At 69.6% G+C, this 20,920-nt stretch carries 14 protein-coding genes and 1 pseudogene; 11 read left to right on the plus strand and 4 right to left on the minus strand.

Translation table 11 applies throughout. From position 1 onward, the window contains the following. Positions 1–491 precede the first annotated feature (491 nt). The 3 genes from GobsT_RS24270 to GobsT_RS24280 all read left to right on the plus strand — a co-directional run bounded on the left by GobsT_RS24270 (position 492) and on the right by GobsT_RS24280 (position 4,513). Positions 492–1,883 (plus strand): serine/threonine-protein kinase, encoded by a 1,392-nt coding sequence (locus tag GobsT_RS24270; protein WP_010042202.1) that lies wholly within the window; start codon positions 492–494, stop codon positions 1,881–1,883. Positions 1,884–1,987: 104 nt separating this feature from the next. After that, on the plus strand, positions 1,988–3,277 hold the full coding sequence (locus GobsT_RS24275) for a hypothetical protein (protein ID WP_010042200.1): 1,290 nt from the start codon (positions 1,988–1,990) through the stop codon (positions 3,275–3,277). A gap of 150 nt (positions 3,278–3,427) precedes the next feature. Further along, positions 3,428–4,513, plus strand: coding sequence for a dipeptidase (locus GobsT_RS24280; RefSeq protein WP_010042198.1), 1,086 nt, complete (start codon positions 3,428–3,430; stop codon positions 4,511–4,513). A 26-nt stretch (positions 4,514–4,539) separates the two neighbouring features. Here GobsT_RS24280 and GobsT_RS24285 read toward each other — a convergent pair whose 3' ends face one another. The 4 genes from GobsT_RS24285 to trmB form a co-directional block, all read right to left on the minus strand. Next, positions 4,540–5,937 carry a NupC/NupG family nucleoside CNT transporter gene (locus GobsT_RS24285; protein ID WP_010042196.1) on the minus strand — a complete coding sequence of 466 codons (1,398 nt, stop codon included), beginning with the start codon at positions 5,935–5,937 and terminating at the stop codon, positions 4,540–4,542. A gap of 184 nt (positions 5,938–6,121) precedes the next feature. Next, positions 6,122–9,196 (minus strand): PA14 domain-containing protein, encoded by a 3,075-nt coding sequence (locus GobsT_RS24290; RefSeq protein WP_010042194.1) that lies wholly within the window; start codon positions 9,194–9,196, stop codon positions 6,122–6,124. Positions 9,197–9,445: 249 nt separating this feature from the next. After that, the gene (locus GobsT_RS24295; RefSeq protein WP_010042192.1) at positions 9,446–11,137 is read right to left on the minus strand and encodes an ABC1 kinase family protein; all 1,692 of its coding nucleotides are present in this window, start codon (positions 11,135–11,137) and stop codon (positions 9,446–9,448) included. A 33-nt stretch (positions 11,138–11,170) separates the two neighbouring features. After that, entirely contained in the window at positions 11,171–11,926 is a 756-nt protein-coding gene (gene trmB / locus GobsT_RS24300; RefSeq protein WP_010042189.1) for a tRNA (guanine(46)-N(7))-methyltransferase TrmB, read from the minus strand. A 164-nt stretch (positions 11,927–12,090) separates the two neighbouring features. Here trmB and GobsT_RS24305 point away from each other — a divergent pair, with 164 nt between their 5' ends. From GobsT_RS24305 to GobsT_RS41210, 8 genes and pseudogenes are all read left to right on the plus strand, one after another. Further along, positions 12,091–13,143 (plus strand): HlyD family secretion protein, encoded by a 1,053-nt coding sequence (locus tag GobsT_RS24305; RefSeq protein ID WP_010042188.1) that lies wholly within the window; start codon positions 12,091–12,093, stop codon positions 13,141–13,143. A 210-nt stretch (positions 13,144–13,353) separates the two neighbouring features. Next, complete coding sequence (gene hpf, locus GobsT_RS38105; RefSeq protein WP_010042187.1) at positions 13,354–13,692, plus strand: ribosome hibernation-promoting factor, HPF/YfiA family; 339 nt, start codon at positions 13,354–13,356, stop codon at positions 13,690–13,692. Positions 13,693–13,805: 113 nt separating this feature from the next. Further along, positions 13,806–14,324, plus strand: a complete 519-nt coding sequence (locus tag GobsT_RS24315) for a PTS sugar transporter subunit IIA (protein ID WP_010042186.1) — start codon at positions 13,806–13,808, stop codon at positions 14,322–14,324. Between the two features lie 56 nt (positions 14,325–14,380). Continuing rightward, on the plus strand, positions 14,381–14,785 hold the full coding sequence (locus GobsT_RS24320; RefSeq protein ID WP_081471709.1) for an HPr family phosphocarrier protein: 405 nt from the start codon (positions 14,381–14,383) through the stop codon (positions 14,783–14,785). A 76-nt stretch (positions 14,786–14,861) separates the two neighbouring features. Then, positions 14,862–16,658 carry a phosphoenolpyruvate--protein phosphotransferase gene (gene ptsP / locus GobsT_RS24325; protein ID WP_010042184.1) on the plus strand — a complete coding sequence of 599 codons (1,797 nt, stop codon included), beginning with the start codon at positions 14,862–14,864 and terminating at the stop codon, positions 16,656–16,658. Positions 16,659–17,010: 352 nt separating this feature from the next. Continuing rightward, complete coding sequence (locus GobsT_RS24330) at positions 17,011–17,880, plus strand: TIGR03936 family radical SAM-associated protein (protein WP_050790239.1); 870 nt, start codon at positions 17,011–17,013, stop codon at positions 17,878–17,880. Positions 17,881–17,909: 29 nt separating this feature from the next. Next, positions 17,910–18,275 (plus strand): annotated as a pseudogene (locus GobsT_RS41205) (S1 RNA-binding domain-containing protein); the annotation flags it as partial. A gap of 741 nt (positions 18,276–19,016) precedes the next feature. Then, positions 19,017–20,873 (plus strand): Rne/Rng family ribonuclease, encoded by a 1,857-nt coding sequence (locus tag GobsT_RS41210; RefSeq protein ID WP_081471538.1) that lies wholly within the window; start codon positions 19,017–19,019, stop codon positions 20,871–20,873. The last annotated feature ends 47 nt before the right edge of the window (positions 20,874–20,920 follow it).

Raw genomic sequence — 20,920 nt, forward strand, 5'->3', positions numbered from 1 at the left:
GGGGCGAGTGACCCCGTTCCGTTTGTTCGGTCACGAGGTCCGAGCGGGCGCCCGACTGCTACCGGCGAACGGGCCGTTCGCTACCGGTTCGCTGGGTGGTCGCTACCAACGAATCGCACCCTCAAACCCGGAATGGCCGCCATCAAAGTTGACGGCATGTGTTCCCAGCGACGTTCACATGTGGTACCGCAATATATTACCGAAAAACGCCTTACACCTGAAAGCCTGAAAAAGCAGTTCCGATGTTGCCAACGGCCGCCGGCACCAGTCCCCAACCACGGCGCAATACAGACGCCCAGAAATGCCGCGCAGAGGAAGGGGAGTCGGTAAATACCAAATGTACCAGGTGCTCCACCGAACAGTACGGCGTTAGCCGTTCATTGGGCCGGCGACTGTCGCGATTACGGACAGTAACGCCGCGCTGGCGGCGCGACACCGCAGGTACCAGAATAACCCTTGCGACCCGTTCGATCACCGGTCCGGCGGAACGAATGCCAACCCTCTCCGACCTCGCGAACGTCCTCATCAGGTGCCGGGTGGTGTCCCGCGCGCGGTGGGACAAAGCCGCCCGCGCCGCCGGCGGCATCACCGCCGCTCTGCTCGACGAACTGACGGCGCAGCCGCCCGAGTGGTGGAGCGAGGACGAAGGCCCGGAACCGCCGCCGGGGCTCACCGACTACCAGCGGGCGGTCGTTGAGGCCTGGCTCGACGGGGACGACGCGCCGCTCGCGCCGCAGCTCGCGGTGAACCAGTTCCTTTTGCTGGAGCAACTCGGCGCGGGCGGGCAGGGGCAGGTGTTCCGCGGGCGGCAACTGAACCCGGCGCGGTTCGTCGCCATCAAGACCCTCACCCGCGAGACCGACACCAGCCGGGCGCGGTTCGAGCAAGAGGCCCGGGCGATGATGCGTGTCCAGCACCCCACCATCGCCCGGTTCCACCTTTACGAGCGGGTCCGCGACGAGCACAACCGCCCCACCAACGAGTACCTGATCGCGATGGAGTTCGTGGACGGTTCGGACCTCAACCGCCTCGTGCGGTGGTCCGGGCCGATCCCGTGGCCGTTCGTGGTGAAGTGGACGATCGACCTGCTCGGCGGGCTGGCGGCGATCCACCAGAGCGGGTTCGTTCACCGCGACGTGAAACCCGCGAACGTGATCGCGCTCGGCCCGCCGCCGGAAGCCGGCACCCGGCCGGGGGACACCGCCGCGAAGTTGCTCGATTTCGGCGCCGTCAGCGCCACCGCACAGCCGCAAAACGAGGGCGCGAAGCGCATGTTCGTGGGCACCCGCGAGTACGCCCCGCCGGAGCAGTGGCGCGAGCGGGTAGTGCCGGAGTCGGACCTGTACGCGCTCGGGGGAACCCTGTTCTTCCTGCTCACCGGCCGCGCCCCGTACATCATTGAGGGCCGGGACGCCATCGAGTTCATGAAAGCGCACACCCGCGCGCCCGTGCCCTCCGCGCGCGAACACAACCCGGATGTCCCTAAAGCCCTGGATGCGCTGATTCAGACGCTCATGGCGAAGCGCCCCGCCGACCGCGGCACCGCCGCGGAGTTGAGCGAGGCGTTCGCGCGGCTACTCCCGTCCGAAGCGGCTGCCGCCCCGCCGGCGCGAAAACCGAAAAAGCCCGCGCCGCTCGCGCCCCCAAACGCCGGCGCCCGCACCGTGCGCATCTCAGAACCAGAAGAACACGGGGCGCTCGATCGCGTGTGCGGGCCGGTGCTGTCGGTTTTCGAGCGCCTGTTCCTGCCCGCCCTCATGCGCCCGACGCCGGGGCACGAACCCTCGATCACGGAACGAGTTGCGGTCCTTCTCACGCGGCCGACCGTCTTGCTCCTGCTGCTGGTCCTTGTCGGCGGTTGCATTTTTCTGGCCGTGCGTTGAAGTTCTGTCCCGGCGCGAGGTATTTGAGATATACTGTTGCGGGTCGGTTCACCTCCGCCGCCGCACCCGCAACGCTCCTCCGTTCGCCCGACCGGACCGACGGTATGGACCTTCACCTGCAAAACGTGCTCACCGGCGACACCGTCAAGGCGCACCGCGAGCGCACGCTGATCGGTTCCGCCGAACACGCGACCGTCGTGACCGAAACGGGTCCGTACCTCGGCGCGCTGGTCGCCTGCTACCCGACCGGCTGGGCGCTGTACGCCCTGTCCGACCAGGACGTGACCTACAACCGCCGCCCGCTCCACGCGGGCCAGTGCGTGATCCCCCAAAAGGGTGACCTGCTCGGCGTCGGAGACGACCGGTTCACGATCCTGATCCCGTCAACTGATCCGAGGCGCGCGGAAGCGGACGACATCGCCCCCGCGTGTTTTGCGTACGTCACCAACCCGGACGGAATGGAGGAGTGCCGGGCGGTCGATCACAACCTGCTGTTCGGGCGGCTCGCGTACTGTCACGTCCAGCTCGCGGACACGCGCCTGTCGCGCCTGGGCGCGCTGCTCGCCCCTCGTGACGGGTGCTGGTACGTTCACAACCTCTCTAAGAAGGCGATCGGCCGGAACCGCAAAGCCGTGTTCACCTTCGCCCGCATCGCGGACGGCGACGAGTTGCTCGTCGGCCCGCTGGTGGTGCGGCTCGAAATCAAGCCGAGTACGGCGGAGCAGGCCGCCCTCGCGCCCGCGCCGACCGGTTCGCGGGAGCGAGTTCCGCTCAGCTCCTCGATCGCCACCGACACGCCAGAAGCGACCGACACGCCCACCCCGCGCGACCCGGACGCCGGTCCGGACCTCCTCGCCCTCCACGCCGCCGGGCAGGAGCTGGAAGCGTGGCTGAAGCGCCAGCCCCCACCCACCGAGCCGCCGAAAAGCGGGCTGGGGAGTTGGCTCGGCGCGCAGCGTGACCGGCTGCGCCGGTTCTGGCTCGACACGCCCGAAACAACGATGGCGCGGAGCCTGCGCACCTCCGGCCGGCTCGCCGAAGCGTTCGGCGTCCTCGACCGCGCCGTTCGTAACCGATCCGACAGCCCCGAGTTGCTCCGCGAGCTGTACCGGCTGTACGAATCGGTCGGGATGATCGACCTGTGTTACCGCCCGCTGCGCCACATCGAGAAGCTGGCCCAGGCACGCAGCACGCAAGACCCGTGGGTGCTGGAAACGCTGGCGCAGGTGTGCGAGAAGCTCGGCCGGGACCGGCCCGAGATGTTCGACCGCGCGATCGCGTACTGGGACCGGCTCGAAGCGGCGACGGGAACAAGTTGCCGGCGGCAGAAGTCCGACCTGATGGCCCGCCGCGCGCTGCGCGACGGCGGTTACGTGAACGCCTCCGACGATTGATGTCGCCGTTGGCGCTCGGGATGTTCCGCTGCGGCCGGCGCCAAACGCGCCCCGGCGCGCGTCTCCGGGCTACAGTTCGGCCCACACACCGCTACACCTAACTCCATCTCCTCACACTCCTACCCCACACCGCACATTACGAGCACCGCTATGCGCCCGATGATCGACGCCCACCTCGACCTCGCGCTCAACGCGCTCAACTACAACCGCAACCTGCAACTCACCGTCGCCGAGCTGCGGGCGGTGGAGCAGAGCTTTACGGACGTGGCCGGCCGCGGACGCGGCACCGTGACCTTCCCGGAGCTCAAGCGGTGCAAGGTGCCCGTGTGTGTGGCCACGCTGCTGGCCCGCAGCGGCCCGGACGCCGCCCAGCGCTGGGGGTTCAAGCGCGGCGACATCGACTACGCCACGCAGCAAATCGCCTACGCCCACTGTTTCGGCTCGCTGGGTTACTACCGGCTGCTCGAAGCCCAGGGGCACCTGAAGTTCATCCACACCCGCGGCGAACTGGCCGCCCACTGGGCCGCGTGGGAGGCCGCCCCCGACGCCACCCCGCTCGGGATCATCCTGAGCATGGAAGGGGCGGACCCGATCGTCACCCCGGACCAGGTGGCGCACTGGTTCGGGCTGGGGCTGCGCGCGGTCGGCCCGGCCCACTACGGGCGCGGCCAGTACGCCTTCGGCACCGCAGTAGACGGCCCGATGACACCGGCCGGAGTGCAGCTCCTGAAGGAGTTCATGAAGGTGGGGATGATCCTGGACGTGACGCACCTCTCCGACCAGTCATTCTGGACCGCGATGGACGTGTACGACGGCCCGATGCTCGCGAGCCACCACAACTTGCGGTCGCTGGTGCCCGGCGACCGGCAGTTGACCGACGAGCAGGTAAAGGAACTCATCAAGCGCGGTGCGGTGATCGGGTCGGCATTCGACGCGTGGATGATGGTCCCCGGGTGGGAGCGCGGGAAGACGCGGCCCGAGGTGGTGGGGCTGGAGGCGATCGTGGACCACATGGACCGGATCTGCCAGTTCGCGGGCAACGCGCGCCACGTCGCTCTGGGGACCGACCTCGACGGCGGGTTCGGCACCGAGCAAACCCCGCGCGACCTGGACACCATCACCGACGTCCACAAGCTCGAGGACATCTTGTCGCGCCGCGGGTACAGCGCGGCAGACATCGACGGCATCTTTTACGCCAACTGGCTGCGGTTCTTCGGTGCCGCACTGCCGGGTTGACGCCCGCGTCCCGCGGGGCCGGCCGCTCACCGCTGGTCCACCAGTAACCCGGCAACGGCGGCGTTCAGCAGTGTGGCCAAGAACCCGATGAACAGTGCCTTCATGCCCAACTTCGCGAGGTCCGCACGGCGCCCCGGGGCCATCGCGCCGATGCCCCCGAGCTGAATGCCCACGGAGGCGAAGTTCGCGAACCCCGTCAGCGCGTACACCGCGAGCATTTTCGACCGGCCCTGAAGCACCACGGCGCCGGTCTCGTTCCACTCTTTGAACTTCAGGTACGCGAAGTGTTCGTTTACCGCGAGCTTGAGCCCGAGCAGGTTCCCCACCTTATCGCAATCCTCGAGCGGGACACCGAGCAGGTACGCGACCGGTGCGAAGAGCGTCCCGAATATCCGGTCGAGCGTCAGGCCGGGATAGAACTGCCCCAAAACGATGTCGAACAGCGCGATGAACGCGGTGAACGCGATCAGCATGGCGGCGACGTTGATCGCGAGCACCACCCCGTCTTTCACCCCGGCCGCGGCGGCATCGATTACGTTCACGTACGGCGTCTCGACCGCAATCGGGGCCGCACCCGCGGTCGCGGGCGTTCCGGCCTCGGGGTACAAAAGCTTCGTCAGGTACAGACTGCACGGGCACGCCATGACGCACGTGCAGAGGATGGCGACTTTGTCAGCGCCGTAACCGATGTACACCGCCATCATCCCGCCGGAGATGTGCGCCATCCCGCTGCCCATCAGCGCGAGCAGTTCGGAACGCGTCATCCGCGGAACGAACGGCTTTACAATCAGGGGCGCCTCCGTCTGCCCCATAAACACGTTTGCGGACACCGAGAGCGTCTCCGCGCCGCTGGTCCCCATCAGGTACATCATCACCCGCGCCATGAGGCGCACGAAGAGCTGGAGTACTCCCAGGTAGTACAGCACACTGAAGAACGACGACACGAAGATGATCGGCGGGAGCACCCGGAACGCGAACACGAACCCGGCTTTCCCCTTCTCCTTCGCGAGATCGCCGAACACGAACTCCGCGCCCTTGTCCGACGCGTCAATCAGCGCGCCAATGCCGTCGCCGACCCGGCGGAGCAGGAGCTGCGCGTGTTCCGAATACAGCACCAGCACCGCGAGTGCGAACTGGAGCACCAGGCCCCACAGGAGGGTTTTGCGACTCACAGACTGGAGGCTTTTCGAGAACAGCGCCGTGAGCCCGAGAAAGAATACGACCCCGCACCCGGCCTGGATTCGGTACGCAACCTGCGGCTGAGCGGTGAGCGCCGAACTACCAAGGTAGGCCAACGCGCCGACCGCGCACAACGCCACAACAAGGGCGATGCGCCAACTCCACGGCGTCGGCGGCAGGTCGATTTCGGGCGGTGCCGGTGGCGTGTCCGGGTCAGCGTTCGCGGTCGGCGCGGGCGCAATCATGCGGGTCCCCTGACGCGGAAACGGCGGCCCGGGCGGGCCGCCTTCGTGTTCGACTGGCGCGTTGGTCGCGGAACTTGCGGGAGAGGCGTTCCTGTCTGTGCCACAGATACGACGAGCGGAACGAACGGGCCACGCCGGCACGCAGAAAAGGAGGGGAAGCCGGACGCCCCCGCCTCGCCACGCACTACTTGGCGAACAGCTCCTTGATGAGCGCGTCGTCGTCCTTCGGGAGCGCCCACAGGTTCAGCGTGAACGCGACCTTGCGCTCGTCGCTGTGCCGCGGGAGCTTCAGCACCGCGAGCCACACGCCCTTCACAGGAACGAACCGCCACTCGCAACCGGCGGGCGCGCCGGGAACCTCGACCAGCACCGCACGGTCGCCGCTGGGCAGCACCAGCCGTACGCCCGCGGCCGGCAGCTTCACCTCGTCGGCCTTCAGACCCAACCGGACCGGTTGGCCGGCGCCGTCGACCGCCCGCGGCTCTTTAGCGGCCTGTCCCGCCAGGAACCAGGCTTGGCGGCCCCCGGGGACCGTCACCTCGAACGTGCGGGCGAGCCCCGTTGCGACCGACCCTCTCAGCGGGGCCGGGGTCTCGGTCACCGCCAGTTCCGGCCCCTTAAAGCTCTCGTCCAGGCGGTAGCGGAACGTCGGGCGCCCCTCCCGGTCGAGGCTGTAGCCGTCGAACTTGACCGCCATGGGGCCGTCGTAGATGCGTGCCGGTTCGAGCGGCAGCGGCAGCCCGAACGCCGGGTTCGCGGCGCGACCGAGGAAGTCCGGTGGCGGGGCCGACTCGCCGGTCAGCCCCCAGGGGTGACCGGCCGGCGCGGTCCAGAACTTCTGACCGAGCAGCTTCGCGGGCGCCCCGCCGCGGTTGTTCCACACCGGCGAGGCGTCGAGGAAGTTGCCGTTCCACGCGTAGGCCGTGCGGCACTGGTCGGCGCTGAAGGCGACCGACACGTACCCCGGGTACCCCACCGCGATGGCCTTGCTCCCGGCGTCCGGCATGAACGTGCGCAGCACCTCCGCGCGATCCTTAACCGCGATTACGAGGCCCTTGGGCGGTTCGAGCCCTTCGGGCAGCACCAGGTTCGGCCCCAGCGACAGGTACGCCCACATCGCCTCGGCCTGCTGCTTCGGGTCGCCGTTGAACGCGGTCGTGAGCGTCGATTTGCCGTCCACGAAGGCCTGCGGCATCCGCGTACCCGGGGCCATCCGCAGGGGCTGGCTGAGCCAGCGCTCGTACCAGTCGTACCGCACCCGCTGGTTGATGGTGGCCAAATCCGGGCCGCGCGTGCCGGTGTTGGCCACGCCGCCGATGTCGTGGCACGAGACGCACCCGAGCCCGCCCTTGCCAACGATCGTGCGGCCCGCGGCGATCTTCGCACTCGTGCCCGGAACGACGTGAACGCGATCGTCGGGGGTGGTGCCCTCGAGCGCGGCGAGTGCGTCCGGCAGGAACCCGACGTTGCCCTCGCCGTACTGCGGCATCCGGAGCTGCATCCACGGGCGGGCGCGACCGCTCTGCGTGAGGACCGACTTGAGCCAGCTCGTGCGGGCCTTGTGCCCAACGCCGGTGAGCACCGGCGGCCGCACGTCGTCCGCGTTCTCGGCCTTTTCGAGCTGCCGCATCTGGTCCGCGAGTTCGGTCGGGATGCCGCCCTCGCCGTCCCGCTGGTGGCAGTTGAGACAGTTGAACCGCCGCAGGGCGGTGCGGGCGCGGTACACCGGGGCCGACGAGCCGGCCCCCGTCAGCCCCTTCTGCACGAACGCGGTGAGGGCGCCGCGCTCCGCGGGATCGAGTGCGTAAGCCGGCCTTCTCGCGGGAGCGGGAACGGCGTCCAGGCACCCCTTCGCGCCGGCCCGCTTTACCGCTTCGAGACCTGGAAAGGTGGTGAGGGGAGCGATCGCCTGACCGCCCGGTTCGATGGCGTGGCAGTTGGCACAACCCTTTGCCAGCACGATCCGGGCGCCCAACTCGGCCCACTGCGTTTCCGGCTTCAGCCCGTTGAATTTTGTCAGCTCGGCGTCGGTGGCGTTCGGAAGCAACTGAGCCGCCAGGGCCGCGGGCCGGACCTGCGGCACGGGCACGGCGTCCGGCGTGACGCTCTCGTCGGGCACGCGGCACAGGTAGCGGGCGATGTCGAGCGCCTCGCCGCCGCTCAGGTTGAGGTTCGGCATCCGCCCGTGCGGGTTCGTCTTGAGCGGGTTCTGGAGGTACGCGGCGAGCACCTCGGGCCGCGTCTTGCCGCCCAGCCCGCCGAGCGCGTACTTCGGCGTCGGACCGCTCAGCGTGCCCAGCCCGTAGGCGTAATCGACCGGCGCGAGCGGCTCCCGGTCGTCCTCTTCGTCTTTCTTCTTGCGGGGGAGCGGGTCCGAGTGGCAGGCGGCGCACCCGGCCACGCTGAAGAGCGCCCGCCCGCGCTCCATGCTCTCACGCAATCCGTTCGGCACGACCGTGGGCAAGCGGTACACGTCGAGCGGTTGGCCCGCGAGCGAGACGAGGTACTGCGTGACCGCGTACCGCTCCGCGGCACCGGCTTCGTCCGGGGCGAAGCTCTTCGGCATCGTGGTGTGGGAACGGATCTTCGTCGGGTCCGCGAGCCAGGCGTAGATCCAGCCCGGGTAGGCGCGCCGGGCCACGTCGGTCAGGTTCGGGCCGGTGCGGTCGGCGAGCGTCTTGGCCATCGTGTCGCCCGCGGCGGGCGTGTGGCACTTGACGCAGCCGAGTTCCTCGAACTTGAACCGCCCGTGGTCCAGTTCGGTATCGGCGGTGAACTCTTTGGGGCGGTCTTTCGCGAGGTGACCGAGGAACTGATACGCCAGCGGCTCATCGACGAATCCGGGGCCGCGCCAGAACAGTTCCACGCGCACCGGCGCGACGGGGTCCTCGCGCCGGAACACCACGTCCAGGGTGGTCACGCCGCCGTCGAGCGAGATCTCCCCCCGGGCCATTTTGCCGCCAACCTTCACGTCCAGCGTCCCACCGGTGACGACCGGCGAGAACGTGTACTTACCAGCCCGGGTGATGTTGATGTAACCGGTCCAGTTGATCGAACCGGTGCCCGCCAGCTTCGGGTGGGGTTGCTCGCCGGCGCTGAGCGAAATGGCCACGGTCGGTTCGAGGCGGTGAACCGCCGGCCCCGCCCCGGGCGCCGCGTACCGCGTAACAAGGCCCGGCTTCAGGTCGGCGGGTTCGACGGCGCGGGCGACCGCGGGCGCGAGCGCGACCAGCGCGAAAACGAAGTGGTGGTGGCGCATAGCGTGGGGGCTGCGGATACGGGTCGGAATGAGGTGTTAATTATCCGCACGCCGCGTGACACCGCAAGAGGTAAACGGAAGGGCAAACGCCCCCGCGCCTGAAGCGGCGCGAGCCGACGGGTTGCGGTTGGCGGGGCTCTGCCGGTGCCGCTCGACTTGCAGAACCCGCGCCTGAAGCGGCGTGAGCCGACGGGTTACGGTCTGGCATGGCTGAGGAACGAGAACGTGAGGGCGGCGGAGCGGCACCGCTCACTCCTTCCGGTCGCGCTCTTCGAGCTTGCCCGAGTGTTGGATCGCGCGGAACAGGCGGTACCCGAGCAGCGCGCTGACCGCGCAGCCGAACAGTCCGAACACGGACACGTCGCGGACCAGCGGCTCGGCCTTGAACGCCCACAACATCGCCGAGCCCACGAACAGCGCGCTCACCATCATCCCGAACACCAGCCGGTTCACCGACGGCTCCAGGTGCCGGTGGCTCAGCTCGATCCCCATTTCGCGCCGCTGCACCATTCGCATCACGCCGCTCAACTGCCGGGGCAGACCGCGGACCAGGTCGTCCCACTCCCCCACCGCCCCGACGAACCGGCGCAGCAGCCGCCGCGGGGAGAGCTTCTTCCGCACGCTGGCCTGTTTGTACGGGTCGAGCAGTTCCACCAGGTTGAACCCCGGCGCCAGAATCCGCCCCGTCCCCTCGAGCATGACGAGCACACGCAGCAAGAGCGCGAGCGGCGCCGGCAGCATCACGTGGTACCGCCGGATCGCGTCCGTGAGCTCGTTCAGAGCGGTGCCCAGTTCGAACTGCTCCAGGGGCATCCCGTGATAGAACGCGAGCTGGTCGGCCACCTCGCTCTCGAGCGCCCCCGCATCGAACCCGGCCGGAACGTCGCCGGTCTGCACGATCAGCTCGGTGACGGTCGCGGAATCCTTCATGAGAACGGCCCCGACGCCGCGGTCGATGATCCCGCGGAGCCGCTCGTCGATGCGCCCGACCATGCCCACGTCGATCAGCCCGATCGCCGCCGGCTGGCTCCCGATCGGGGGGAGGTAGAGCAGGTTCCCCGGGTGCGGGTCGGCGTGAAAGAGGCCGTCGCGGAAGATCATGTCGAGGAACGCTCTCGCCCCGGCCCGCGCGAGCGCCTCGAAGTCGCCGCCGGCCGCCCGCACCTCGTCGGGCCGGTTGAACGGCACCCCCTCGAACAGCTCCATCGTGAGGACGCGGCCACTGGACAGCGACGGGTGCGGCTCCGGAAAGCGGACCCCGGGGTCGTGCGCGAAGGCCTGCCGGAAGAGCTGCAGGTGGCGCAGCTCGCGGCGAAAATCGAGTTCGCGCGTGAGCACCCGCTCGAACTCCGCGACCACCGCCACCGGGCGGTACGCCTTGAACTCGGGCAGGTACTCCTCCGCAAGGGCCGCCAGCTCCGCCAGGATCGCGAGATCGTTTTCGACCCGGTGCGTGATGTCGGGGTGCTGCACCTTCACCGCCACCCTGCGACCGTCGCGGAGCGTGGCGCGGTGGACCTGACCGATGCTGGCGGACGCGAGCGGCTCGGGCTCGAACGCGGCGAACAGCGCCTCAAGCGGCTGCCGGAGTTCGGTTTCGACGGTCGCCCGCGTGACCGAGAACGGGTCGGCCGGGACGCGCGATTGCAGTGTGGCCAGTTCGTCCCCGAGCGCCGGGCCGATCAGGTCGCGGCGCGTGCTGAGCACCTGCCCGAACTTGATGAACGTGGTGCCCAACTCGGTGAGCACGAGCCGGATGCGGACCTCCCGCGGGCGGTCCGCAAGGCGGTGCAGTTCCGTGCCCGCGGTCCAGCGGCGCACGAACCGGTAGTCGAGCCGCGCGAGCGCACCGGCCAGCCCGTACTTCGCGAGCACGCGGGCGATTTCGGCGAGCCGGGACGCGCTCCGGGCGAGGCGGGGGATGTCGGTCAGGTTGAGCATGTCGGATGAGTCCGCTTGCCGGAGCGGGGCGGTTCACGCGAGCCGGTCGAGGTCGCGCAAGCGGCGGTCGGCGTCGAACGTCGGTGCCGGGAGCGATTCCGCCAGCGCGACCGCCTCGGCCTCGCTCAGGTCCGGTTTCCGGACCGCCTCGCCGCGAAACACCGGCAGCTTCTTTTGGGTCGCAATGATCTCTCGGCGGGTGCGGCCGCGGGGCGCGTCGGGCCAGCGGCCCTCCAGCTCCTGAAACTCGAAGAACACCGGCACCACTGCACAGATGTACCTCGAGTAGCCCGGGTTGTCGGTTTGAATCACGAACCGCCCGCCGGGGGCGAGCGCCCGGTGAACCGTCGCCAGGAACGAAGGGGTGATGAGGCGCAGGTGGACCTTGGCGGGGTCGTAGTACGGCTGCGGGTGGTAGCAATGCACTTCCGCAACCGAGTGCGGCGCGACGTGGTCGGCCAGCAGCTCGCGCCCGCCCAGGACCGCGAACTTCAGGTTCGCGAGGCCGCGCTGGTTGCCGCGCTTGCGGGCGTAGCGGAGGACCACGGGCAGCACATCGACGCCGAGGTGGTCGTGGTCCGGCCGCGCCAGCGCCGAGCCGATCAGGTAGCGCCCGTTCCCGCACCCGACGTCCAGCACAACGGGCGCGGCGCGGCCGAACAGCGCGGGCCAGTCCAGGTGCCCCGCCGGCATCGCCTTCAGTGCGGTCTGCGCCCAGCGGTCTGGGTCCAAGATGCGGCCGGGGAACGGCACCCCGAACTCGCGCTCCACCCGGTTCGGTTCGGCCATGCGCTCGTGGTCACACAGAGGTTAACGGTTATAACTGGTCTACGAGCCGGACGCCGCAGTACAATCGTAACCAGTTGCGGCAGCTTCAAGTTTCTGTTCCACGTTCTACACGGTGGCCCCGGCTTAACGCCCCGAGAACGTTGAAACCGCGCGAGGTGGCACACATGCCGGGGGGGCGATTCTCCGTGAGCGGTTCGCTGACCGCCGTGCTGTTCGTCCTCGCGCCGCTGGTCGCGGTGGGGTGGTGGCTGGCGCGGCCGAAGGCCGACGCCGGCGTGCCCCCACCCACGTCCTCGGAACTCGACGTGGTGTGCACCGGCCGCGTGGACGGGTCGCACCCCCTGGCCGCACTTTCCCCAACGGTGCCGGGGAAAGTGGCCGAGGTGCTCGTGTCGGAAGGGCTCACCGTTGACGCGGGCGCGCCGCTGCTCCGGCTGGCCGACGAATCGCTGAAGTTCCGCGTCGAGGAGGCGAAAGCCGCGCTCGCCGTCGCGGACCTCGAAATCGAAGCCGCCGGGGCCGAGGCCAAGCTCCACCCGCAGCGGGTCGCCGGCCAGAAGCTCGCCATCGCGTCCGCCCAGGACCGGACCGCGACCGCGCGCCGGCTTCTTGACGAACTCCGCGCGGCCAAACCGTTCGGGACGATAACGGCAGCCGATATCATCCGCGCCGAAGCCGAAGTGCGGCAGCTCGAACGGCTGGAGGCGGTTGAAGCCGACCGGCTCACCGAACTCAACGCACTGAGCCCGGCGCTCCGGGTGCGGGCGGCGGAGGCAAAGAAGGTGCAGGCGCGGGTCGCGCTGAACCAGGTCGAGCAGGCGGTGCGGGACTGTGTACTCGTGGCCCCGTCGGCGGGAACCGTGTTGCGTGTCAACGTGTCGGTCGGCGAGAGCGTGCTGCCGGGCGGGGGCGCGCCGGCCCTGCTGTTCCGCCCGGCCGGCCCACTCGTCGTGCGGGCGGAACTGGAACAGGAGTTCATCGGTCGGGTGCGGCCCGGGATGCGGGCGACCGTCACCGATGAGACGCGAGCAGATGCGCCGACCTGGACCGGGCGGGTTGTGCGGGTTGGGGCGTTCGTGTCGCGCCGGCGAGGGGTGCTGTTCGAGCCGGGCGAGGTTAACGACGTGCGCACACTGGAGTGCGTCGTCACACTGGACGAACCGACCGGCGGGCTGCTCGTCGGGCAGCGGATGCGCGTCCGGATCGGCAGGGAGTAACGGCGGGAAAGACGTGTGCGGGCGAAGAATCGGCGCGTTCGCGCGGGTTTTGCGCCTTCCGGGACCGGTTCCGGGCCGCGAACTTGGATCTTTACCGCGGTGTGGGCTACAATCTTCCGATCGGAACGTTTCGAGACGTCCTGTTCCGGTTGGGTTTGCGGTCCCGCCGGCCGGAGGTCGGCCGCGCGACAGTTGAGAGCGAGGTTCGCCGTGCAAGTCACCGTTTCCGTTCGTCACGGGCAGTTGGGGGACGACATCCAACAGCAACTGAAGGAGAAGGGCGAAAAGTTGCTCCACTTCTTCAGCCGGCTGACGATGATCGAGATCACGGTCGACTTACACCGCACCCACGACGGGAATATGAGCGTCGAGGTCCGGGCCACCGCAGAGCACAAGCACGAGTTCGTGGGGAGCGACCACGCGGAAGACGTGCTGGCGGCCTTTAATAAAGCCGCCGCGCACGTGAAACAACAGGTGACCCACTACAAAGAGAAGATCCAGGACCACCGCCGCGACATGGACTACGGCGGGAACAACGGGTCCAAGTGACCCGGCGGCCCGGGCCGCGTCGTTGAGGCGGCCCGGGCGGTACCGACGCGGAGAGGAACTCCACCGCCGGCGACAGGAGCGGTGGGGGGCGGACAACGAGGGGAGAGGTCCACATGCGCCTGTGCAACTTCATCGTCCGCGACGCGATCACCCCGGCCTTGGCCGCGTCCGCGCCGCCGGCGCCGCCGGGCGGGCACCGCGACCCCTCCGCCGTCCGCAGCGTCAAGGAGCAGGTGATCCGCGAGATGGTCGGTTCGCTGCACGCCGCGGGCCACTTTCGCGCGTCCGACGTGGACGAGATCGTGCGGGCGGTGCTGCGGCGCGAAGAACTCGGGACCACGGGCATCGGGCGGCACATCGCCATCCCGCACTCCCGGCACCCGGCCGCGGACCGGCTGATCGGCACCCTGGCCCTGTCGCGCGACGGGCTGCCGTTCGACAGCCTCGACGGCGAGCCGGTGTACGTGTTCATCCTACTGGTGTCCCCGCAGGACCGCCCCGGCGACCACCTGCGGGCGCTCGAGGCGGTGGTCCGCACGATGCGCAACGACGACTTCGTGCGCCAGCTCCGCGGGTGCCAGACGCGCGAGGAGATCTGGGCGCTGCTGGAGAGCGCGGCGCCGGGCTGGTGAGCGGCGCCCGAGGGGGTGAGACGGGATACCGGGCACGCGGGACACGAGGTGCGGGAATGATCGGTTGCGCAGGGGGGGACGGGCCAGGACCGCGGGACGTGCTCCCGCCGGGTGCCTGTACGCCCGCGGTCCCGCCCGACACGAACCCGCCCAGCGGCGCCGAGACCGCGGCCGGCGGGAGCGGCCCGCTCCGCCGCGTGATCCGCATCGTGAACCCGCTGGGGCTGCACCAGCGGATCGCCGACCGGTTCTCGCGCACCGCCCGGAAGTTCTCCTGCGCCGTCAGCGTGTGGAACGGTTCCACCCGGGCCGACGGGAAGGACATCTGGGCGCTGATTATGCTCGTCGCCCTGCCCGACTCGGAAGTGGTGCTCGAGGTGGACGGCGCGGACGCGGCGCACGCGGCGGAGGCGCTGGCCGCCATACTGGCCTCGCCCGGCGGCGAAGATTACACGATTTGACCGGCACGTGTGCCGACCGGGTTCGCCCGAACCGGTCCGGCTCCTCCCCAACGGGCACAACCGGACGCTCCGGCGAATGGAACACAGGTACGGCATCGCGGTTTCCCCCGGCATCGCCATCGGCCCGGCCCTCGTGCTGGACTCCGAGGGCGTGCTCATTTCCCACCGGACCGTGCCGCCCGAGCAGGCGGACGCCGAAGTGGCCCGGCTGTACCGCGCCCTGGACGAGACCGCCGCGACCGCCCGCGCGGACCGCGAGCGGATGACCGCCCGGCTCGGCTCGGCCCTCGGCAACATCTACGGCGCCCAGCAGTCGATGATCGAGAGCGGGTGGCTCCGCGAGCAGATCGAGGTGCGCATCCGGGCGGAGAGCTACTCCGCCGAGTACGCCGTCAGCCGGGTCATCCGCGACATGGTGAAGCGGCTCGAAGAGGTGATCGCGCTGCGCACCAACTCGGGCGCCTCGGACGCCCGCCGCAGCGTGACCGAGTTCATCGACGTCGAGCGGCAGGTGCTCTCCGCGCTGCTCGGGCACCCCGGCAACCCGTTCGCCAACCTGACCGAGCCGGTCATCGTTCTGGCGAACGACCTGATGCCGTCGGACACCGCCGACTTCGGCCCGCGCACGATCCACGCCTTCGCCACCGAGAGCGGCGGGAACACGAGCCACACGGCGATCCTGGCCGGCGCGCTGGAGCTGCCCGCGGTCGTCGGCATCGGCCGGTTCCTCACGGACGTGTCCGGGGGCGACACCGTCATCGTGGACGGGAGCGAGGGCGTCCTCGTCATCGACCCCGACGAGGAGACCCTCGCCAAGTACCGGGAGAAGCGGGCCAAACTGCTGACCCGCCAGGACCGGTACGAGCACCTGCGCGACAAGCCGTCCGTCACCGCGGACGCGGTGCCCGTTCCGATCCGGCTGCTGGGCAACATCGAGCTGGCCCAGGAGGCGGCCCACTGCCTCGACCGCGGCGCGGAGGGTGTCGGGCTGTACCGGACCGAGTTTCTGTACCTCAACAAGTCGGCGCACCCGACCGAGGAGGAGCACTACGCGGCCTACGCGTCGGTCCTCGGCACGCTCGGCTCGAACCGGCCGGTCGTCATCCGCACGCTCGACCTGGGCGCCGACAAGTTCTCCAGCGTGTCGGGCGCGGTCGCGAACGAGAAGAACCCGTTCCTGGGCCTGCGCAGCGTCCGGCTGTGCCTCCGCCAGCGCGAGCTGTTCGTCACGCAACTGCGGGCCATCTTGCGGGCCGGGCTGCTGGGCGACGTGCGCGTCATGTTCCCGATGATCAGCACGGCCGACGAGTTGCGGCAGTGTAAGACGCTGCTGAACGACGTGAAAGAGGAGCTGGAGTACGCCGGAATCCCCTTCAAACGCGACCTGCGGGTCGGTACAATGATCGAAGTGCCGTCCGCCGCACTGCTCGCGGACGTGCTGGCGCGCGAGGTGGACTTCTTCTCGATCGGGACCAACGACCTGATCCAGTACACGCTCGCGGCCGACCGAAATAACGAACACGTGGCGAACCTGTACAGCCCGGCGGACCCGGCGGTGCTGCGGCTGATCCGGATGGTGGTGCAGGCGGCGCAGAAGGAAAAGGAACACGGGAAGCGGGCGTTCGACGTGAACGTGTGCGGGGAGATGAGCGGCGAGCCGCTCTACATCCCGCTGCTGGTTGGCCTGGGCCTGCGGCAGTTCAGCGCGACGCCCCGCAAGATCCCGGAAATCAAGCGGGTGATCCGTGAGTTGCGGATTCCCGAAGCGGAAGAAGTCGCCCGGCGCGCCCTGGCGATGGAATCCGCGAGCCAGGTGACGAGTTACTTACGCGACCATTTACGCAAAATGCTCCCCTCGGAGGCGGTCGATTGAGGGCGGATTGTTCGGTCAGCCGCGGGGCACCTAAACCGCTGTGACCGGTCCGCCCCGTCGAATCGCGAACAGGGTCGGCGACGGCGTAGAGAGTGAAGCACCCAATATGAAACGTGCCGTTAGCAGAACGGGAGCCGACTCCCCGCATGCGCTCGGCCCGTTTCTTTTTGCGCGCCCTCACGCTCTCACGTCTCCGGCCCCGCTCGCACACCGACCGGAGGGGTATTGGAGGGGCTTGCCTTTGGGGAAGTCAAAAGTTGAAAGACAAAAGGCAAAAATTTAGAGGCGAACGCGCCTCGTTTTTTGCCTTTTGCCTTTCAGCTTTTGACTTCCCGAAGGGTTGCCGGACCCGATGCTCGGTGACAAGTTCCGCTTCCGGTTTTCCAAGTCGGGCGCGCTGCGGCTCGTGAGCCATCACGACCTGATGCGGTGCTCGGAGCGGATGCTGCGTCGCGCCGCCCTGCCGTTCAAGTCCACCGCCGGCTTCCACCCCACCCCCCGCTGGGTGTTCGCCCTCTCGGCCCCGCTCGGGGCCGTCTGTCACCACGAAGTCGTCGAACTCGAGTTGACCGAGCCCCGCGAAGCGGGCGAAGTGCTCGCGGCCCTCAACGCCCAAACGCCCCCCGGCCTCACGTTCACACACGTTCAAGTCGTGCCCATGAAGGCCACGGCCCGGCCGCGGCGCGTGGTGTACGAGCTGCCGCTGCCGCCCGATCGCGCCGCCGCAGCGGAGGCCGCCGCCGCGGCGCTGATGGCCGAACCGGGCGTGTGGGTCGAGCGGCTCAAACCCAGCCCCAAACGGCTCAACATTCGCCCGTACTTGCGGGGCGTGCGGGTGGAGGGCGTGGCGCCCCATGCCGGGCACGCACAGACCACACCCCCTTCCCTTCCCTCGGTGGGAGCGGATGCGGGGGCTTCTCCGCGGCTCGTGCTGGATTTGTGGGTTACGCAGACCGGGTCCGCACGGGCCGACGAACTGCTCTCCCTCCTCCGCCTCAAAGACCTGATTGATGCCGGCGCGGTGCTGGAGCGCACCGCCGTCGAAATTCGTGACGAGATCACCGCGACCGATCCCGGGGACGTTCCCCCGGACGGCCCCGCGGACGCCGTGCCGCTCAGCGGCGCGGAAGCCGCCGCGCTCGCCGCGCGGCTCGAAGCCGAAGAGAGCCAAACCGCCGACCAGGCCTGGGGCGCGTCGCCCAACGGCCCGGTCGTCGAGTAGCGAACACCCTGAGCACTAACGAGCACCACATGAAAAAGGAAATGCTGATCAACGTCCTCCAACCGGAGGAGTGCCGGATCGCGATCGTCGAGGACGGGGTTCTGGAGGAACTCTACGTCGAGCGCGCGAGCCAGGAGAGCTACGTCGGGAACATCTACAAGGGCCGCATCGTCAACATCGAGCCGAGCATCCAGGCGGCGTTCGTGGACTTCGGCATCGGCCGCAACGGGTTCCTGCACGTGTCCGACGTGGACCCCGCGTACTACAAGCACCTGCTCTCGAAGGCGGACCTCGCCGAGTACGAGGCGGAACTGGAGCGCGAGTACGGCTCGGCCCCGGGCGGCGGCGGGCGTGACCGCGGCGCCCGCGGCGGGCGTGGCCGCGACCGCGGCCCGAAGCCGCCCCGCGAAATGACCTCGTGGCTCGAACCGCAACCGGCCGCGGCCCGCAACGAAGACCTGCTCGACGAGCCCGAGTTCGCGTCGGGCCTGGACGACATCCCGACGGCCGAGCCCGTTGCGGACGAAGGCGAGGCCGAGGCGGTGGCCGAAGTCGAAGAGGTCGAAACCGAAACGGTCGAGGTGGACGCGTTCGCGGAAGGTCTGGACGCGGAGCCCGAAGTGCCGGCGCCCGCGGCCCGGACGGCGGCCCCGCCCGCGGACGATGACGACGGGTTCGCGGAGGGTATCGAACCGGCCGCACCGGCGCCGAAACTGGTCGCGCCGCCGCCGCGCGTCGCGGCCCACACCCCGGTCGTGAAGAAGCCCGCGCCGGTGGAGGTTGAAGAGGACGAGTTCGGCGCGGGCATCGTGGACGCCGACGTGCCGCCGGCCCCGGCCGCCAAGCGCGAGCCCGAGGCCGCGCCGCCCGAGGTGGCCAAGGCGATCGACGCCCTCGACGCTGGGGAGCCGGTCGCACCGGTGGAGCCTCCGGAAGTGAGCCCGGCCCCAGAAGTCACGGAAGCGCCGGAGCCCGAGGCGAAGAAGCCGCGTGCCCGCCGCACGAAGCCGAAGGTCGAGGAGCCGGCCGCCGAGGAGCCGGCCACCGAAGCGAAGGCCAAACCGCGCACCCGTCGCAAGAAGAAAGAGGGCGACGGGGAGGGCGAGGGCGACGGCCCGGACGACAAGCCCAAGTACATGGGCGGCGCCGAGCGCCGCACGGCCGCCGGCGACGACGACGAAGGGGAGATCAAGCCGTTCTTCGACGACACCGGGTCGGCCGACTTCGACCCCGACGCGCCCAACGACCGGTTCGACGGCGGGCGGGCCGGTGACGACGGAACCGACCCCGCGGCCCGGCACGAGGACCGGTTCACCGAGGACCCGGAACCGGCCGAGGTCGCCGAGCAAGAGGCCCGCGACCTCGCACACGAGGCCGAAGCCGAGCCCGAGGTGACCGGGCGCGGGTTCAATGACGATTTCGACTCCGGCCGCAGCGACCGCGGCGGACGGGGCGACCGGGACCGCGGCGGGCGCGGCGGACGGGGCGACCGGGACCGCGGCGGGCGCGGCGGGCGCGGCAGCCGGGACAGGGACCGGCCCGGGGACCGCGGCAGCCGCGACGACCGCGGCCCGCGCACCGGGGCGCCGGGCGGGTTCAAGGGCGGCAGCGGGCCGAAGGGCGGGCGCGACCGCGGGCTGCCGAAGCCGCCCATCCAGGAGATCTTCAAGCGCGGCCAGGAAGTCATCGTCCAGGTGATCAAGGAAGCGGTCGGCACCAAGGGGCCGACGCTCAGCACCTACGTGAGCATCGCGGGCAGGTACCTCGTGCTGATGCCGAGCCTGAACCGCGTCGGCGTGTCGCGCAAGATCGAGGACCACGACGCCCGCCGCCGGCTCCGCGAGATCATGTCCACCCTGGCCCCGCCCAAGGGCGTCGGGTTCATCGTCCGCACCGCCGCCGTCGACCGCGACGCGAAGGAACTCCAGAACGACCTCGCATACCTGCTGCGCCTGTGGCAGGTGGTGGTGAAGCGGCTGAAGCGCGTCGCCGGGCCGGTCGAGATCTATCGGGAGTCCGATATGATCACGCGTACCATACGCGACATCTTCACCTCGGACATCGACACCATCTGGGTGGACGAGGCGAACGCGTTCGGGCACGCCAGCGAGTTCCTCCAGATCGTGATGCCGAAGTTCGCCAACCGGATCAAGCACTTCGACCACACGGAGCCGCTGTTCCACAAGTACAGCATCGAGGAGGAGATCGCGAAGATCCACCAGAAGCGCATCGAGATGCCGCTGGGCGGGTCGCTCGTCATCGAGCAGACGGAGGCGCTGGTCGCGATCGACGTGAACAGCGGGAACTTCCGCGCGGACAACAACGCGGAAGAGACCGCGTTCCAGATGAACCTGCACGCCGCGAAGGAGATCGCCCGCCAGCTCCGGCTGCGGGACCTCGGCGGGGTGATCGTGAACGACTTCATCGACATGCGGAGCGAGTCGCACCGCCGCAAGGTCGAGGACGCGTTCCGCGAGGCGCTGCGGCGGGACCGGGCGCGGACCAAGATCCTGCGGATCTCGCAGTTCGGGCTGATCGAGATGACCCGGCAGCGCATCCGGCCGAGCCTGAAGCGCAGCATCTTCGCGGACTGCCCGCACTGCCGCGGGAACGGGTTCGTGAAGACCTCCGAGAGCCTGGCCATCGAGGTGATGCGGCTGCTGCACCTCGCGGCGCACCGCGCCCCGGCGGTGCAACTGGTGCAGGTGGCGGTCCACACGGACGCGGCCAGCTACCTGCTCAACAAGAAGCGCAAGGAGATCGCGGCGCTGGAAGAGCGCGGCAAGCTCGAGGTGAACATCACCGGGCAGCCCGGCATCTCGCCGGAGGCGCTCACGATCCGGTGCTTCGACCACAACGGGAACGAGGTGCGGCTGCTGCCGCCGGCCCCGCTGCCGAAGCTGAGCGCCGGCCGCATCCCGCCGCGCGACGACCGCCGCAGCGGGGGCGGGCGCGAGGACCGCGGCGCCCGATACCCGCGCCCGCTCGATTGATCGCGGGCCGTGCCGGTCGTATCCTGGAGCCCGTTGCGGCGCCACGA

Source organism: Gemmata obscuriglobus, assembly GCF_008065095.1.
Classification (GTDB): Bacteria; Planctomycetota; Planctomycetia; order Gemmatales; family Gemmataceae; genus Gemmata; species Gemmata obscuriglobus.